Raw genomic sequence first — 18019 nt, 5'->3', positions numbered from 1 at the left:
GACTTTTAGCTATGTTTACTACCCTTCTTATCGACGACGAGCCCATTGCCTTAGGGCGCCTCAAACGTTTATTGGCGCAGTTTGACGACCTCATTGAGGTGGTTGACGAAGCCCTCAACGGCCTCGAAGGCATTCAAAAAATTGAAACGCTACGCCCCAATTTACTTTTTTTGGACATCGAAATGCCCCAAATGACAGGTTTTGAGATGCTATCACGGCTGTCGTATATGCCTATGGTCGTTTTTGTGACGGCCTACGACCAGTACGCCATCAAAGCCTTTGAAGAAAACTCCATTGATTATTTGCTCAAGCCCGTTGAAAAAGAGCGTTTGGCCAAAACGATGGACAAACTCCGAAACCTGCGTCCCGAACAAGAACCAACACTCAGCCAAGAAAGCCTCAGGCAACTCATCGGAAGCATGGTGCCGAAGAAAGAAATGCACTCTATTTCGGTCAAAAGCGGCGACAAAATCTTGTTTGTCCCGCTATCGGACATTAGTTTTTTTCAGGCCGAAGACAAGTACGTACTGCTCAATACCATCGATAATAAACAGTATTTGATGAATTATACGATTACGAGTTTAGAAGAAAAACTACCGTCAAATTTTGTAAGAGTAAGCCGCTCAACGATTGTCAACAGCACCAAAATCAGGGAGATGGAGCGGTATTTTACGGGCAAATACATGATTGTGATGCTTGACCAAAAACAAACCAAAATCGAGTCAGGCAGTACCTATCAAGAAAACGTAAAGCGCCTGATGGAATTTTAGAAATATCGACAAAATCAATCATTCCGTCGAGCGATAGGGGTGATTTGTACATTTTACTGGGTAAATTAAGGGCTTCAATCCACTTTTACAGTAGGACGAAAGCCCTTTTTTGTCGTAATAAACTTACAAAAGGGGTTGTAGCGTCAAAAAGCCGTTTGCTCTCATTTTTAGGGGCTTTCGGTACGATACCTAAACACCATTTTTGCATAACACTTACATTTGTTTACTTGTTAATACCTCACTAAACGAACTACAGAGCTCTCTAAATCTTATTTTGAATGAATTATTCCAAACCCACGTATTCTTTTTACATAAGTTTATCGACAGTATTGGTTTGTTTGTCGCTGTCGGCTTGTAAAGAAAAAAAGGGAAAAGAAGGAGGTGGCGGTCGCGAAGAGAAAAAAGACAAACCTACCCTTGTCGATGTCATGGTAGCTGCTCCTCAGCCCCTCACGAATGTAGTTGAAGTCAACGGAACGATTATTCCGAGCGAATCGACCGAGCTACGCCCCGAAGTAAGCGGTCGCTTGACTTATCTCAATGTTCCCGAAGGAAAAACGGTCACACAAGGAGCGATTTTAGCCCGCATCAACAGCGCCGACCTCGAAGCCCAAATGCAACGAACCAAAGTGCAATTGGACAACGCCGTGCGCACCGAAGAACGTTTCAAAAAACTTCTTGACGTAAACGGCATTAACCAAAGCGACTATGACGCCGCTTTAAATACTGTCAACACCCTCAAGGCGGACATGGCTTATACCCAAACGTTGATTGACAAGACGGTACTTCGTGCGCCATTTACAGGAACGATTGGTCTTCGTCAAATCAGCCCAGGTTCGTACGTAACCCCTACGTCCATCATTGCGACGATTCAGCAGTTGGGCAAAAAGAAAATTGATTTTACCCTTCCCGAAGAATACAGCGAATTGGTTCGGATTGGTTCGACAGTAAAGGTACGCGTGGACGGGCGTGATTCGGTTTTGAGCCGAGCCACCGTGATCGCCCTTGAGCCGCAAGCCAACCGACTCACCCGTAGCTTGGTTGTGCGCGCACTCATGGACGATTCTCGCGCCAATCCTGGGGCTTTTGCCAAGGTAATTATTGGCAATGGTAACAACAAAAAAGCCATCATGATTCCGACCAATGCCATCATTCCTGACGACCGCAACAACCAAGTTATTTTGGTCAGAAACGGAAAAGCTGCGTTTGTCAATGTACAAACAGGAATCCGTAGTTCCAACAGTGTAGAAATTACCCAAGGTCTTAACGTGGGCGACTCTGTCGTTGTAACAGGGGTATTGTTTGCCAAACCTGACGCCGTTCTCAAAGTAAGAAAAGAAAAGAAATGAACATTTCAGAATTATCCATAAACCGCCCCGTGCTTGCCACAGTGATGAACTTGGCAATCATTATTTTTGGAGTCGTGGGGCTTTCGTTTTTGGCGGTGAGGGATTATCCCGCCATTGACCCTCCGCAGATTTCGGTGAGCACTTCATATACAGGTGCTAACCCCGACATCATTGAGAGCCAAATCACCGAACCTCTTGAAAAACAAATCAACGGGATTCAAGGTATCCGCACCATTACTTCTTCTAGCTCGCAAGGAAGCAGCCAAATCAGCGTAGAGTTCAACCTCGGCGTTGACCTCGAAGCAGCCGCCAGCGACGTGCGCGACAAGGTGAGCCAAGCCTTGCGTAGTCTTCCGCAAGACATCAACGCGCCGCCAGTGGTATCGAAAGCCGATGCCAACGGCGACTTTATTATGATTTTGGCCATTCAGAGTGAAAGTAAAAGTTTGCTCGAATTGAGCGACTACGCCGAAAACGTCCTCCAACAACAGCTTCAAACCGTTGACGAGGTAAGTGCTATCAACATTTTTGGGCAAAAAAGCTACGCCATGCGTATTTGGCTTAATCCCGACAAAATGAACGCTTACAACGTTGCCTTCTCCGACATTCGTTCGGCACTGAACAACGAAAACATTGAGCTACCTCCTGGAAAAATCTACGGTAACAACACGGATTTAACCATCCGAGTATTGGGTCGTATGACCACCGAGAAGCAATTCCAAGACCTTATCATTCGTGAAGATGCGACGGGAATCGTGCGCTTGAGCGATGTCGCCAAAGTAGAATTAGGCCCAGAGCAGCTCGAACAAAGCTGGAAATACAACGGCTTACACGCGGTGGGCTTGGCCATCATCCCCCAACCTGGTGCCAATAACATCAAAATTGCGGACGAAATTTACAAACGCGTTGCGCAGATTCAGAAAAGCAGCCGAAGCGACGTCCAAATCAAAGTATTAAGTGACAACACCAAAAACATTCGTAATTCACTCGCCGAAGTAGAAGAAACGCTCATCATTTCGTTTATCTTGGTGGTTATCGTTATCTTCCTTTTCTTCCGCGATTGGCTCATTGCGATTCGTCCATTGATTGACATTCCGATTTCGCTCGTGGCTACGTTTTTCATTATGTACCTAGCGGGCTTCTCAGTCAATATCCTTACCATGTTGGCGATTGTACTTGCCACGGGTCTGGTGGTCGATGACGGTATTGTAGTCACCGAAAACATCTTTAAGAAACTCGAACAAGGTTTGCCGATTCGGAAAGCAGCCATTGAAGGAAGTAAAGAAATCTTCTTTGCCGTTATTTCAACCTCTATTACCCTGGCGATTGTATTCTTACCCGTTATTTTCTTGGAAGGGTTTATTGGTAGTCTTTTCCGCGAGTTTGGGGTAACATTGGCCGCCGCCGTACTCGTCTCCGCCTTTGTATCGCTCACCATCACGCCTGTATTGAACGTCTATCTTTCACGCAAAAACGCAGGTCATGGTTGGTTTTATCAAAAAACCGAACCTTTCTTCCGTGGGATGGAAGACGGCTACAAAGCCATGCTTACGGGATTTTTGAAAGTTCGCTGGATCGCGTGGGTCATTGTATTGGCCTGTGGAGGGATTATTTGGTATTGCATGGGTACGTTGAAAAGCGAACTTGCACCGTTGGAAGACCGCAGTAGTATTCGTTTTAACGTGACTGCTCCCGAAGGAACAAGTTACAGCGCCATGTCCAAAATCGCCGATGATTTAGGTAAATTTTTATACGATTCGATTCCTGAACGCGACTTTATCTTTGTTCGTACGCCAGGCGGAGGTCCTGGAGGAGGTGGTGCTACCAACAGCGCAGCACCTCGTTTGGCCTTGGTAGAACCCACCGAGCGTACCCGTAGCCAAAGCGATATTGTGAACGATTTGCAGAAAAAGCTCGGTCGCTTTAACCAAGCACGGGTGTTTGCCGTTCAAGAACAAACGATTTCGGTAGGGTTTGGCTCGCGTGGTAGTTTGCCAGTACAGTTTATTCTTCAAAACCAAGACCTTGATAAGCTCCGCGCTATTATCCCAAAATTTTTGGAAGCAGCTCGTTCGGACAAGACTTTTGCCAACGTCGATGTCAACTTGAAGTTTAACCGTCCTGAGTTGAAACTTTCCGTTGACCGAATGAAAATCAGAGACTTAGGGCTCACCACTCAAGACGTAGTAGCCACCATTCAGGCGGCGTTTAGTGGGGGTCGCTTGGCTTATTTCATTCAAAATGGTTATCAGTACTCAGTCATTGCCCAAGTAGAGCGCACCGACCGTAACAAGCCCGAAGACATCGGTCGCTTGTACGTACGCAACTCGCGCGGCGAAAACATTCCGTTGAGTTCTGTTATCCGTTGGGAAGAAAGTACGACTCCTACCACGATTTACCACTATAATCGTTACAAGGCGGCTACTATTTCGGCGTCGTTGGCGGAAGGCTACACCATCGGCGACGGTATCAAAGCCATGGAAAGTATTGCCAATAAACTCCTCGACGAAAGCTACCAAACGGCATTGTCAGGCCCCTCGCGTGACTTCTCGGAAAGTTCGTCTAACATCCTTTTTGCCTTTATGTTGGCCCTGGTGTTGATTTATCTGGTATTGGCGGCTCAGTTTGAGAGCTTTATCGACCCATTCACCATCATGATTACGGTACCATTGGCATTGGCAGGGGCGTTGTTAAGCTTGTGGGCTTTTGACCAAACCCTCAATATCTTCTCCCAAATCGGAATGATTATGTTGATTGGTCTAGTAACCAAAAACGGAATCTTGATTGTGGAATTTGCCAACCAACGACGCGAACATGGCCTCAAGAAAGTAGAAGCCGTTATCGACGCTTCAACGCAACGTTTGCGTCCAATCTTGATGACCAGCCTTGCTACGTCGTTAGGAGCCTTGCCGATTGCGTTGAGCTTGGGAGCTGCCAGTACCAGCCGTATTCCGCTCGGAATTGTGGTTGTGTGTGGCATCATGTTCTCCCTTGTTCTTACCTTGTTTGTCGTTCCAGCGGTATATACGTTTGTTTCGGGAAAACACAAAAACGCCGATAACGTAGAAGAAAAGACTGTGGAAGTTAGCAACGCCTAACTTCCACCATTTTATCTACAATTAACCAATAATGATTAACTGTGCTTTGGCACGTAATCTCATCACAATGAGGAAATTTTTGATCGTATTAGGTTTGTCCATTTCTGGTCAAATCGCCTTTTCTCAAAACTTGACCCTGAACGATGCCATCGGCATTGCCCTCAAAAATAACCTCGACATTGAGGTGTTGAAAAACAACATTCAGGTAGCCCATATCAACAACGACAAAAGTATCGCTGGTGCTTTACCTACAGTAACGGCCACCATCAACGACAACGAGCAATACACCAACGTCAATCAGAAGCTTAACACGGGGGTGGAAATTAAGCGAAACGGCGCGGCGGCCAATCAGCTGAACTCCAACGTTACTGGGAGTATTTTGCTTTACAATGGCAACCGCGTTAAATCGACTAAAAAACGCCTTGAGCAACTCGAAATCCAAAGCAAGCAGTTGCTCAACGCCCAAGTTCAAAACACGATTGCGGGCGTAATGGCGGGCTATTATGACGTCATTCGTCAGCAAGCGTATATCCGCACCATCGACCAGTCGATTGATGTGGCAGAGCGCCGTCTGGAGTTGGTAAAAGTGCAACAAAACGTAGGATTGGCCAACAACGCCGACTTGTTTCAATCTCAGCTTGATTTGAACGCTTTGCTTCAAACCAAGCAGTCGCAACAACTGATTGTGACCCAAGCCAAAACCGATTTATTGCTTTTGTTAAACCTGCGTCCTGACACGCTTATCGCCATCCAAGACACGATTATGGTTGATAAAAGCCTTCAAATGGACAATATTTTGCGCAATGCTAACCGCAATGCCGACGTGATGGCAGCCGACAACCAAATCAAAATTGCGGAATGGGCAGCCAAAGAAGTTCAAGCACAACGCTACCCCACCCTGCGGGCAAACATGGGTTTCAACTACAACCGTAACCAACAAACCGCTGGGCAGCTACTTCTCAACCAAAGTAGTGGGCCGTTTTTGGGCGTAGGCTTAACGATTCCTATTTACAACGGAGGTATCTTCAAACGCCAAGAACAAATCGCCGCCATCAATACCAAAAATGCGGGCTTACGCAAAGAGATTCTCCAACGGACATTGAGCAACAACGTCGTGAAAGCATACCAAACTTATACGATGAATTTGCAGCAGTTGGAAGAGCAAAAGAAGAACGTAGAGCTTTCAAAAAAACTACTTGATTTGACACTCCAACGTTATCAGCTTCGCCAAGCGACCATCGTGGAGGTACGCCAAGCCCAACAGAGTTTTGAAAGCATCGGGTACGCGTTTGTCAATTACAGTTTTGCCGCCAAAGCAGCCGAAATCGAATTGCTTCGTTTGGCCAATGACTTAAAATAAAATAGCGTGGTTGGGGTTTTGAGAAACCCCAACACACCCCAACCACCCCATTTACCCCATTTGAAATTTACGTTGGCTATCATAAGCCAATCCCACGCCCACACTGTCCAGTTTGTTGGTATCCGATACTTCGGCATGGGAAAACAATTCTCTAAAGGCAAGTTGAACTGCGGGTATCTCGGTAGAACCTCCCGTCAAAATAATCAATTCAATGTCTTGTAGGCGAACACCTGCTTCTTGTACACAGGCCGTTGCGGCTACGGTCACTTGCTCAATTTCTGCGGCAATGGATTCTTCAAAGACCGCTTTGGACGTCTCAACGGTACACCCTTCCGCCAAAAAATCAAGTGATGAGCAATTGACATCGTGGTAAGTCAAAGCGATTTTTGCCTCTTCCACAGCTCCTAACAACACGTGCCCGCTTTCTTGGTCGATGACATTCAACAAGCGTGAAAGTCGCTCAGGGTCGTGCGATTGGCCCAAATACTGGTAAATCTGCATTCGGTTTTTGGGCGTATAAAGCGAGTTGACTTTACTCCATTCGGCCAAGTCGTAATAATACTTGAGCGGTACGGGCAAGTGTTTGTCGCCGTACGTACTACGAAAACCCAACTCGGGCATAAACGAAATCAAACTCAAGTCTTTGTCAAAATCATTTCCGCCAATCCGCACCCCTGTGTTGGCCAAAATATCGTTGGCGCGGTTGGTTCTATTCAAAAAATGCTGGGAAAGGCGAATCACCGTAAAATCGGACGTACCCCCGCCGATGTCCACCACCAACGCCAGTTTTTCGCCCGATACGTTTTTTTCGTGGGCAAAAGCGGCGGCAATGGGTTCAAACTGAAACTCAATGTGTTTGAAGCCTACTTGCTGCGCAATTTTCCGCAGCTCTTCTTGGGCATTTTTGTCGCCTACGGGGTCGTTATCAATAAAATGAACAGGCCGCCCCATCACCACACTGTCGATTTCTTGGCCCGCTTCCAGTTCGGCTTTGTCTTTGAGGTTTTTGACAAACTGACCAATGATTCGACTAAAATACATCGGACTGCCGTTGACGAGCGTTCCTTGTTTCATAATCGTTGTTCCCAATATCCGCTTCAAACTGCGCATAAAACGGCCTTTGTTCCGTCCCAAAAACAGCTGCACCGCGTCGCGTCCGTAATGGGGCGTGTTGTCGATGCGTTCAAAGAAAATCGCGCTAGGAATGGTGGTGTTTGTCCCTTCGACGGGCACCAACGTAAGTTGGTTATCTCGGTAAAATGCAATGGTAGAGTTTGACGTTCCGAAATCAACGCCGCATGAAATTTCCGACATTTGTGCTTGTTATTGTTCTCCAAAAACTTCTTTTGCCAACGCACTATCCAGCCCGTATAAGTCACGGCGGAAGTTGAGCTGACCCGTATTATCCACCCAGGTTGTAAAATAGACAATATACACTGGAAGCGAAGGACGAACGGTTATCCATTTCTCGTTTTGTGTTTTCCAAACGGCATTTAGCTTCTCTTCGTTCCATTCTGGGAGACTTTTTAACACGTGCAGTGCCAATTTTTCGGGTTCAGACACCCTGATACAGCCGTGGCTAAAGGCGCGTGCGGTCTCGCCAAAGAGGCTTTTGGAGGGTGTATCGTGCAAATAAATGCTGTAACTATTGGGAAATAAAAACTTGACTTTTCCCAACGAATTTCCCTTGCCAGGCTTTTGTCGAATAGTATATGGAACGTTTTTAGTATAAGAACTCCACTTGACAGAGTACGGATTTATCACTTTGTTGCCCGACACCACTTCCATGCTGTTTCGTTCCAAATACCCTGGGTTGCGTTTGAGTTTGGGCAAAATTTCGTTGTTGATGATGTTGTTGGTCACCACCCAATACGGATTTAGCACCACGTACGAGAGATTTCCTTTAAAAATACTTGTCTTAGTCGCTTCCTTTCCCACCACGACTTTGCTCATCCAAGACTGAACGCCGTTTTCAAACACATGTAAGCGATACTCTGGAATATTGACCAGCAGCATATTCGGTTCGAGTTCATCTGGTACCCACCGTAGGCGTTCCATGTTGAGCATCATTTGACGGATGCGTTCTTCCACGGGTCGGTTCATTTCCACCAACGTCTTTTCGTCCAATTTACCCGTTTCCGAAAGCCCCATTCGGTGCTGAAAGCGTTTTAAGGCCACGGCCACCGAGTCATCAAATATGCTCGTCGAATCCAGCGTTTTTAAGTCGCCCCAGCGGTGTAGGTTTTGTTTCAGCACCAAAACCGTCGAATCTTCGTCGCCTTTTTTGGGCGCTTTCCCTTCAAATTCCAATTTAGGCCACCCACCCTGTTGCTGAAGGAGTCGGTACTGACGCAGTTTTTCTTTCAACAACGTATAATAACGATTGACAGGCTCACGAATCGGTTGGCCTTTGGCGAGGACGAGCGTGTCTAACAAGGCTTGAAAATTTTTCTTTTTGCGGGGAATAAACCACTCCAAATCCAACAAATCTTTGACCGTACCCGCGTATGCTTTATCAGCATACTGAAAAAACGCCGTAGTCAGCAGCAATTCGAGGGTTTGTACTTCTACCTTATTGGCCAAAAACTTCGTTCCTTGGGTTTCGGCCTCGTTCACCAATCGGTCGATTTCGGCGTTGTACAAGCTACTATCCGCAAAATCGCTGATGTAGCTTTGCCGTAAGTTATTGAAGTTGTTGGCGGCGTTGGCCAGGCGGTTTTCGCTAAACCACGCATACTGATAGCCGCGTCGCTGATAAAACGAGCGCACATCCGATTGAAGGCTATCGGCCAATGAACGCGACGCAAAAAACGACGCCAACACGGTACTATCGAGTACCAAAGTGGTATAATCTTGTTTGGAATAGACCGTTGAGTCGGGGGCAAATGCTTGTTTAACGGTTTCCTTTTGGCGAAATTGGTAATAGACAGCGGCCCCAATCAGGAGCAACACCCCAACGGCGATGGCGATATAACGTTCGTTTTTGTTCATAGGAGGCATAGGATTCCAGAAATAGTGTCGGAAGAAAACACAAAAAAGTCGTTCCACCTAGCTGGGGAGCGACTTTTTGTTGCATTGATAAGTAAATAATTTCAATGTTTTACCCGCAGATGCACGCAGAAGAATACAGGCGCAGATTTTCGCAGAAAAAGGACTTAATGAAGCCATTATTCTGCGAAAATCTGCGGGGAATCTTTATTACAAATTATTACTTCACCCTGCCGCTAGGTCGTACATTCTTACCTTCGCGTTTGGTGAGGTCATCGCCTAAGTCGTCGCGGGCTTCGTCGGCTACTTTTTGAAGCTCGGTCACAATCTCAGGATAAAGCTCTTTCACGTCATAGCGCTCCGACGGGTCGCGGCGAAGGTCGTACAATGCCAACGGAAACGGATGATTTTCGGGGGCTTTTCCTGGGAAACCGTCGTTGCCTGGCTGTTGCCCTTCGTAAGTGCGACCTTCGTGCGGCAGTACGAGTTTCCAGTCATCGCGACGCACGGCTTCTAGGTTGTTGCGACGGTAATAGTAGTAAAAATACTTCCGAGGCGTGGCGTCCATGTTGCCTTTGAGCAGCGGTAAAATATCCACCCCATCAATCTTTTTGGTAGGGAGTTTTGCCCCGCAGATGTTGGCGATGGTAGGCAGCAAATCAATCGTCGAAGTAAGTTTGTTACAAACGACTCCTTCGGGCGTGACACCTTTCCAGCGAACGATGCAAGGAACGCGCTGACCACCTTCAAAACTATTGCCTTTTCCTTCACGAAAGCCGCCCGATGAGCCTGCGTGGTTTCCGTAGTTGAGCCAAGGGCCGTTGTCGCTCGTAAAAATCACCATTGTATTTTTATCCAACCCATTTTCTTTCAAGGCTTTCATGATTTCTCCCACCGACCAGTCGATTTCGAGCAGCACGTCGCCGTAAGTTCCTTGGTTACTTTTCCCCTTAAACTTGGCTGATGCCGCAATCGGTACGTGGGGCATTGAGTGAGGTAAATAGATAAAAAATGGGGCTTTTTTGTTCTTTTTAATAAAATTAACGGCACGTTCGGTATAAATCCCCGTCAGTTTGGCTTGGTCATCGAGGGTTTTGATTTCTTGAATCGTGTCGTTGTTGCTCAACAAAGGCAAATATGGAAAACTCTTTTTGCGGTTGTCAGACTCGTTGTTAATTGGTTTTCCATCGTAATGCACCGCCCACATATCGTTGGAGTAAGGCAAACCAACGTATTCATCAAAGCCTTGTTTGGTTGGTAAAAACTCAGGTTTATCGCCCAAATGCCATTTTCCAAACATGCCCGTGGCGTAGCCTTTTTCTTTCAACAACTCGGCAATCGTCGTTTCGTCGGGGTTTAATCCCACTTTAGCATTGGGAAACAACGCCCCCGAAATGCCAACGCGGTTGGGGTAACAGCCCGTCAGCAACGCTGCCCGCGAAGCGCTACAAACCGCTTGGGCTGCCAAAAAATTGGTAAAGCGCACCCCTTCTCCCGCCAGTTTGTCGAGCTGAGGCGTACGGTATTGCAGCGCCCCATAGCAGCTCAAATCACCGTAGCCCAAATCATCCATAAAAATCAAAATGATGTTGGGAGAAGTGGCTTTGGGGGCTTGTTCGGTTGAAAAAATGGTAAAGGCCGAAATGCCGACCAAGGCACACATTGCAAAAAAAACAGTTGAAAGCTTTTTCATAATTTTAAGTGGCAAGCCACTGTTATCTGTTAATCGTTATTTGTTAACCGTTAATTACAAATCACAGTATATCAAACAATTATGCGACTACTCAAAAGTGAACGTAACTACTATTCACTACTTCTTCACTTCAAATTTTGGATCCACAAATTCCCATTCATGAACGTGCGCGGGGCGGTGTTCGCGCTGTACGATTTCGTCAAATTCCTTGGCCAACTCGGGGTGAGCGGCAGCCACGTTGTTCCGTTCGCCAATGTCGGCTTTTAAGTTATAAATCTCCCATTCGCCGTTGCGGTTTGCTTTTACGTTTCGTTTTACACCCTTCCAATCTCCTTTCCGAATTGCCAACTGCCCGCCATTTTCGGGGTATTCAAAATACAAATAAGGGTGTTGAACCTGCGTGGATTTTCCCAAAAGTGTGGGCAAAAACGAAACTCCATCGGTTGGAAGGGCGGGTTTGGTTCCCAACAAATCGGCACAAGTGGCCAGCACGTCGTATTGCGTCGAAACGTGGTCTGTGACTTGTCCAGGCTTGATTTTCCCTTTCCAATACGCAATCATTGGTACTCGGATTCCGCCCTCATACACGTCCATTTTTAGCCCACGAAACGGACCCGCACTTTCAAAAAACGCCGCATCCACGTGCTTCACAAACGTCGCCCCGTTGTCGCTCGAAAACATAATGATGGTGTTGTCTTCTATCCCGAGTTTTTTCACCAACTCCCAAATCTGCCCTACTTGCTTGTCCAAATACGAAATCATAGCCGCGTAGGTCGAGTACGGATACCGCGTAGAGGCATAGCCCGTTTGTCCACGGTATGGTTTTTCGTCAAACTTACCGATGTACTCTTTGACCGCCTCCGCAGGGGCTTGCAGCGACAAGTGAGGCAAGGTATAAGGCAAATACAGGAAGAAAGGACGGCTTTTGTTATCATTGATAAAGCCCGTTGCCTCTTCCGTCATTTTGTCGATGGCGTAGTCTTTCCCTACGTAATATTCGTAGTTTTCGTCCCCCTCAGGCATGGGGCGATGGACTTTGATGTAGGGGTTATTTAGCGCCACTTTTTCCCCATTTTTCCACAAGTGGGTAGGATAGAAATTGTGCGATTGTTTTTGGCAAAGCAACCCGTAGAAGAAGTCAAAGCCTTGCTGGTTGGGGTTTCCTGTGGTATTGGCCATGCCCATTCCCCATTTTCCAACCGCGCCCGTTTTGTAGCCCGATTTTTGGAACAAATGCCCAATGGTAAATGCCCCTTCGTTCAACGGCATTTGTCCGCCCTCTTTATCGTCCTCAAAACCACCAAGTTCGTAATTTCCGCGAATGTACGTATGGCCTGTATGGCGGCCTGTCATCAATCCGCAACGTGAGGGCGCACACACAGGCGCCGACGAATAATGCTGTGTAAAGCGCATTCCGCCCGCCGCCAGTCGGTCGAGGTTGGGGGTTTTGATTTTCTTTTGCCCATACACACCTACTTCACCGTAGCCAAGGTCGTCGGCAAAGATATAGATGACGTTGGGTTTTGAGGTCGATTTTTGGGCCAATGCCATTGTTCCCCAACAAAGGAAAAGCAACAAAACAATTCGTTTCATATTCTGCTTCGGTTGATTAAACCAGCGGTAGGAACGCACTTGACGTCCTACCGCTGCTTGTTTGTTTTAAAATAGAAATGGAGTTGGATACTACTGATGTGTCAGGTCAAATTACCAGCCCGAATTTTGGGTAAGCTCGGGGTTGAGTTCGCGTTCTTTCTGTGGAATAGGCCAGAGGTAGTGTTTGGCAGGGTCAAAAACGCGGGTAAATGACGCAATCTGAATGGTTTTCAAATCGGCACCGTCTGCGTACGTCATTCCGTACACATCTCCTACCATTGCTTTTTCGGCAGTTTTCCAGCGGCGAATGTCAAACAAACGAAGTCCTTCAAACGCCAACTCAAGCAAGCGCTCTTTACGGACGGCGTCGCGCAACTGTGCTTGCGATAGCCCCGTCGCCAAGGCAGGCAGTTTCACATCGGCACGCTGACGAATTTGGTTAATGGCGTCGTAAACGGTGGCATCAATCTGATTAAGTTCAATTTTTGCTTCGGCATAGGTAAGTAAAACTTCGGCATACCGCAACAAAACGATGTTGATTCCGCAGTTTCCACCCGTGGTTAAGTCTTCTTTGTTGATGTATTTTTTCAACACAAAACCCGTCGAAGTGGCTAAGTACGTATTGCCAATGGCATCGGCCGTTCCGCTTGTTGGACGCGGGTCAAATTTCTTCCCATCGGGCAAATCGTCGCCTTGTACAAAAATCGAGGCTCTCAAACGCGGGTCGCGGTTGGCATACGGATTTTTAGGATCAAAACCACTGGTAGGGTCGGTAATGTCCTTGCCGTTGGCCATTGGGTACGCATCCACCAGCGCTTTGGTAGGCACGTAGGTGTTGTTGGCTGTGCGTTGGCTATACGGCCCCATGCTCGCAAACACGTTGTTAGAATAGGTATCCTTAATAAACTGTTTGTCCAAAATCACTTCCGAATTGTTTTCGGCTGCGTACGAGAAAAGGTTGGCATAACTCGAATACAAGGCGTACGTTTTTGAATCAATCACCGCTTTGGCCGCATCAGCCGCTTCTTGGTAACGCCCCGCCCAGAGCGCAGCCCGTGCTTTCAAGGCCAAGGCCGCCCCCTTGGTGACGCGCCCTTTGTCGGCTTGGGTTGCGGGTAAATCGTTGGCCGCTTCGGTAAGTTCTTTGAGCACAAAATCCCAAATTTGGGCCGAGGATGTCCGCTTGAGCGTCCGTCCTTCTTCAATACCGATGGTCGTCGTTACCAAAGGTACATCTCCAAAAAGCCCCACGAGCTTGGTATATTGATACGCTCTGAGCGTACGTGCTTCTCCTTTGAGGCGGGCAATAAGGGCGGTGTTGGTCGTTTGGACTTTATCAATGTTGGCCAAAAAATCGTTGGCTAGACGAATCCCACGGTAAGCCGACGTCCATTCACTTTGGGGACGCGAATTGAGCGCATCGTGAATGCCTTTTTCAATGTTAGACTCTACTTGAAATACTTGGTTGACGTGCGAAATATCCGTGACGCCTTCAATGGCAAAGATGTTGACCCCGTCCAAAGCAGGATAGAGACCGTTTGAGGCAAGAATCGCGTCTCTTTCGGTTTTCCAGAAAATATCCGAAGAAATACGGTCGTTGGGCACGGTATCGAGCAGGTTTTGTTCGCAACCCGACAATACACCTAAGCCTACGACAAGAGGGAAAATATATCTGATTTTCATTGTTTTAAGCTTTTCTTAAAGGTTAAAATTGTACATTAAGACCAACCGTGGTCAGCGACGTTTGAGGATAATAGGTCGCGCGTCCTGATTCTGCTTCGGGGTCGAGGTTCCATTCATTCAACTTCGAGAACGTAAGCAAATTAGTGCCGCTCACATAGACCGTAGCCCGCCCCGCTTTGATACGCTCCAGCAAGCCTTTTGGCAAGCTGTAAGACAATTGAATGGTTTTCATGCGGAAGTACGACCCGTCGATAATCATACGGTCAGACGTGGATACGTTGCGCAAATCCAATTTTACAGGACGAGGGAAACGCGCATTGGGGCGCTCGGGCGTCCAGTAGTTATCGGTATAAATTTTGTGCGTAAAACCTTCGTAGTTACCCATTTCGGCCAATGCCCCCGACAAGCGCGTGTCCACATCCGCTGCACCTTGCCACTGGGTAAAGAGCGTAAAGTTTTTGTAGCTAAAATTGGTGTTTAGTCCAAAGGTGTAACGCGGGAACGTTAGACCAATAAACGTCATGTCATCGCTGTTGATTTTTCCGTCGTTGTTCAAGTCCACGTACTTCACATCACCAGGTTTCATGTTAGGCACCAACGTAGGATAGGCTTTGATTTCGTCCGCCGTTTGGAACAACCCATCGGTTTTGTAACCCCAGTGGGCATTGTACGGCAACCCTTCTTTGATGATGTAGCGCGGGTCAATGTCCGTGCCTGAGATGTAAGGCCCTGTTTTGGCCAAATCAATCACTTTATTGTTGTTTTGGGCAAAGTTTCCACCTATTTCGTACGAGAAACCACTCTTGGTTTTGTTGCGGTATGTCAAGCCCAATTCGATTCCTTTGTTTCCCACTTTTCCTGCGTTTTGGGGTGGGGCATTCAAGCCTACGGTTGTTGGAATAGGCAAGTTCAGCAAAATACCGTCGGTCAATTTGTCGTAATAATCAAAGGTAAAGCTCAAGCGGTTGTTCCAAAGCTGCGCATCCAATCCGATGTCGGTTTGGGCGGTGGTTTCCCACGTCAAGTTCGGGTTGGCCAAGTTCGATTGAACGTAGCCTTGCACCACCGAGCCACCAAACGTATAGGTAGAAGAGTTAAGGGTTTGGAAATAGCTGTACAAGCCTACTGCTTGGTTTCCAGTTCTTCCCCACGAACCACGCACTTTCAACTCACCCACCACGGCGCGGAGTGGCTCAAAGAACTTCTCCTCTGATAAACGCCAGCCTGCCGAAAACGACGGGAAGAAGCTATACACTTTGTCACCCGTAAAACGCGATGAGCCGTCGTAGCGCGCATTGGCTTCAAACAAATACTTGTCGGCCAAAGCGTAGTTTACCCGTCCAAAAAACGAGCGAAGTCCCCACTGAGAATCTACGCCACCGCTGTTTTTGTTGTTGTCAGAACCTGCGCCAATCGACTGCACATCGTTGTTATAAAAATCCTCCCGATAAGCATTGATGGTGTTGTATTTGTTCTGAATTTCTGAGTACCCTACCAATGCTTTTACTTCGTGTTGACCAAACGTATTGCTGTAGCCCAATAAATTATTGAGGGTTGTTTCACGCGTTACGCTACGGATTTCGGTCAAACTACTGCGCGGAATGGTTTTTCTGACCAACGACGGATTGTAATAATCCAAGACTGTATAAGCATTGGTGTAGTTTTTGTTTTGCTCTGCCGTATAACGAATCGCGTATTGGCTGCTAAATTTCAGGTTCGGAATGATTTCCCATTCTACTTTTCCACTTCCAAACAAATAGTCCTGAATGTTCCGTGAAAGCCCTGCGATTTCGGCGTACATCAAGGGATTATTGCCTTGAGCACTCACGCCGTAAGTACCATCAGGATATTTTGGAACAGCCCATAGCGACCCGTGAAACATGGTATTAAATACGTTGAACTCGCTCACGGGCGTTTGCCAGTTGTTGTTGCGGTAGTTGATGTCCACGCTTGCGCTCAACCGATTGGATATTTTAAAATCGGTATTGGCGCGAATTTCTTTCACATCGCTATCAAAATTAGGAGCAATTCCGCCTTGTTTTTGGTAACGCACTCCCACACGGCCGCGAAAAAACTCATTTCCACCGCTAACCGACACGTTTTGGCTAAACTGCGGCGCTGCCCGTAACACGGTTTTAAACCACGTGTTGGGCAAAGGAAATTTAAGGCGGTCAGTGGCATTGACATATTCTGAAATTTGGGCTTCGCTAAACTTCGCCGCTGCACCTGAGTTGATAAGCGCCACGTTTTGCAAACGCATGTAAGGCTCTAAATCCATCATTTCGGGTTTATTAATGGCATTTTGAACGGCATAAAAACCGCTGTAATCCACCACTGCTTTCCCTGACTTGGCGCGTTTGGTTGTTACAAGTACAACCCCGTTGGCCGCCCGCGACCCGTAAATCGCCGTCGATGAGGCGTCTTTTAGTACCGAAATACTTTCAATATCATCGAGGTTGATGGTGTTAAAAGGTTGTTCTACTCCATCTACAATAAACAACGGATCGTTTGAACTCAACGTAGTGATACCACGTACCCGCACCGTGGCACGAGAGTTGGGGCCAGGCGAACCACCACGGTCAAGAATCGTCACCCCAGGCGCAATCCCTTGCAAGGCTTGGTTGGCGTTCGACACGGGGCGGCGCGTCAGTTGTTCACTTTTTACCTCGGCAACGGCACTGGTCAAGCTCGTTTTTTTCTGAACGCCATAACCGACAACGACCACTTCACCGAGTGCTTTGGTGTCGGCGACCAGCGTGATAGTGAGGGCCGTGCGACCACCTACCACCACTTCTTGGGGTAAATAGCCCACGTAGCTAAACACCAGCACTGCTTTTTCGTCGGGGACGGCAAGTTGAAATCCACCATTGACGTCGGTGGTTGTACCACGGTTAGTGCCTTTGAGCAAAATACTTACGCCAGGCAAACCTTGACCGTTTTCTTCTGCCACTTTTCCCGCAATTTTTATATCCTCCAACACTACAGCACGGGTCGCTGAGGTTGGAAATTGAAGTTGCGAAGGCACCGTCCGAAGACTTGAGAAATCATTAGAAATCGTTCTAGTGCTGGGCAACGCTTCTGGACTTGGCTCGCTAGGTGTGAGAATTTCCTTGCCCGAAGTTTTTGCTTTTTTGGTTTTAATAATGTAGGTATTTCTCACTTTTTTGTAGGTCAAACCCGCAGGGTTGAGGAGGTTCTCCAACACCTGTTCGAGTTTGCCACTGAGGGCGTCGGCTGCAATCAACCGATTCGGAATTTCGTCGGTTTTATACACCAAATGAATCCCAAAACGCGTTTCGGCATCGCGTAGTGCTTCTTTCAAAGGAATCGACGCTTTGCGGTCGGGTTGATTTTTGTTTTGCTGAGAAATGGTTGTGTAATTGGCGGCAAACACTTGCGCATTTGCTTTTTGAACAAAACCTGTTATCCCACAGACCAAAAAGGATAATAGTAATGGTTTGTACATGGTTTATCTCAAAAGTTAG

10 protein-coding genes are annotated in these 18019 nt (G+C 47.2%); 4 read left to right on the top strand and 6 right to left on the bottom strand.

What is annotated here, in order from left to right:
* Positions 1-11: 11 nt before the first annotated feature.
* The 4 genes from AC23N5_RS14045 (at position 12) to AC23N5_RS14030 (ending at position 6577) form a co-directional block, all read left to right on the top strand.
* Entirely contained in the window at positions 12-770 is a 759-nt protein-coding gene (locus AC23N5_RS14045) for a LytR/AlgR family response regulator transcription factor (protein ID WP_487756068.1), read from the top strand.
* A gap of 278 nt (positions 771-1048) precedes the next feature.
* Positions 1049-2119 (top strand): efflux RND transporter periplasmic adaptor subunit, encoded by a 1071-nt coding sequence (locus AC23N5_RS14040; RefSeq protein WP_183971050.1) that lies wholly within the window; start codon positions 1049-1051, stop codon positions 2117-2119.
* The gene (locus AC23N5_RS14035) at positions 2116-5217 is read left to right on the top strand and encodes an efflux RND transporter permease subunit (protein WP_487756067.1); all 3102 of its coding nucleotides are present in this window, start codon (positions 2116-2118) and stop codon (positions 5215-5217) included. The genes AC23N5_RS14040 and AC23N5_RS14035 overlap by 4 nt, the downstream gene beginning before the upstream one ends.
* A 67-nt stretch (positions 5218-5284) precedes the next feature.
* The gene (locus AC23N5_RS14030; protein WP_487756066.1) at positions 5285-6577 is read left to right on the top strand and encodes a TolC family protein; all 1293 of its coding nucleotides are present in this window, start codon (positions 5285-5287) and stop codon (positions 6575-6577) included.
* A 51-nt stretch (positions 6578-6628) separates the two neighbouring features.
* On the opposite strand, the gene AC23N5_RS14025 is transcribed toward AC23N5_RS14030, so the two are convergent.
* From AC23N5_RS14025 to AC23N5_RS14000, 6 genes are all read right to left on the bottom strand, one after another.
* Positions 6629-7891, bottom strand: a complete 1263-nt coding sequence (locus AC23N5_RS14025) for an Hsp70 family protein (RefSeq protein ID WP_183971047.1) — start codon at positions 7889-7891, stop codon at positions 6629-6631.
* Positions 7892-7900: 9 nt separating this feature from the next.
* Positions 7901-9568, bottom strand: coding sequence for a L,D-transpeptidase family protein (locus tag AC23N5_RS14020; RefSeq protein WP_487756065.1), 1668 nt, complete (start codon positions 9566-9568; stop codon positions 7901-7903).
* Positions 9569-9785: 217 nt separating this feature from the next.
* Positions 9786-11228, bottom strand: coding sequence for a sulfatase family protein (locus AC23N5_RS14015; RefSeq protein WP_487756101.1), 1443 nt, complete (start codon positions 11226-11228; stop codon positions 9786-9788).
* A 147-nt stretch (positions 11229-11375) separates the two neighbouring features.
* Positions 11376-12851, bottom strand: coding sequence for an arylsulfatase (locus tag AC23N5_RS14010; RefSeq protein WP_487756064.1), 1476 nt, complete (start codon positions 12849-12851; stop codon positions 11376-11378).
* Positions 12852-12962: 111 nt separating this feature from the next.
* On the bottom strand, positions 12963-14534 hold the full coding sequence (locus tag AC23N5_RS14005) for a RagB/SusD family nutrient uptake outer membrane protein (RefSeq protein ID WP_487756063.1): 1572 nt from the start codon (positions 14532-14534) through the stop codon (positions 12963-12965).
* Between the two features lie 22 nt (positions 14535-14556).
* Complete coding sequence (locus tag AC23N5_RS14000) at positions 14557-18000, bottom strand: SusC/RagA family TonB-linked outer membrane protein (RefSeq protein ID WP_487756062.1); 3444 nt, start codon at positions 17998-18000, stop codon at positions 14557-14559.
* Between the last annotated feature and the right edge of the window lie 19 nt (positions 18001-18019).

The organism is Runella sp. R5_40, assembly GCF_057652295.1.
This window is presented reverse-complemented; position numbering and strand designations above follow the sequence as displayed.

Excerpts from the sequence above, each read along its gene's own strand:
- AC23N5_RS14045 (WP_487756068.1), top strand. The coding sequence starts at position 12 with ATGTTTACTACCCTTCTTATCGACGACGAGCCCATTGCCTTAGGGCGC.
- AC23N5_RS14040 (WP_183971050.1), top strand. The coding sequence starts at position 1,049 with ATGAATTATTCCAAACCCACGTATTCTTTTTACATAAGTTTATCGACA.
- AC23N5_RS14035 (WP_487756067.1), top strand. The coding sequence starts at position 2,116 with ATGAACATTTCAGAATTATCCATAAACCGCCCCGTGCTTGCCACAGTG.
- AC23N5_RS14030 (WP_487756066.1), top strand. The coding sequence starts at position 5,285 with ATGAGGAAATTTTTGATCGTATTAGGTTTGTCCATTTCTGGTCAAATC.
- AC23N5_RS14025 (WP_183971047.1), bottom strand. The coding sequence starts at position 7,891 with ATGTCGGAAATTTCATGCGGCGTTGATTTCGGAACGTCAAACTCTACC.
- AC23N5_RS14020 (WP_487756065.1), bottom strand. The coding sequence starts at position 9,568 with ATGAACAAAAACGAACGTTATATCGCCATCGCCGTTGGGGTGTTGCTC.
- AC23N5_RS14015 (WP_487756101.1), bottom strand. The coding sequence starts at position 11,228 with ATGTGTGCCTTGGTCGGCATTTCGGCCTTTACCATTTTTTCAACCGAA.
- AC23N5_RS14010 (WP_487756064.1), bottom strand. The coding sequence starts at position 12,851 with ATGAAACGAATTGTTTTGTTGCTTTTCCTTTGTTGGGGAACAATGGCA.
- AC23N5_RS14005 (WP_487756063.1), bottom strand. The coding sequence starts at position 14,534 with ATGAAAATCAGATATATTTTCCCTCTTGTCGTAGGCTTAGGTGTATTG.
- AC23N5_RS14000 (WP_487756062.1), bottom strand. The coding sequence starts at position 18,000 with ATGTACAAACCATTACTATTATCCTTTTTGGTCTGTGGGATAACAGGT.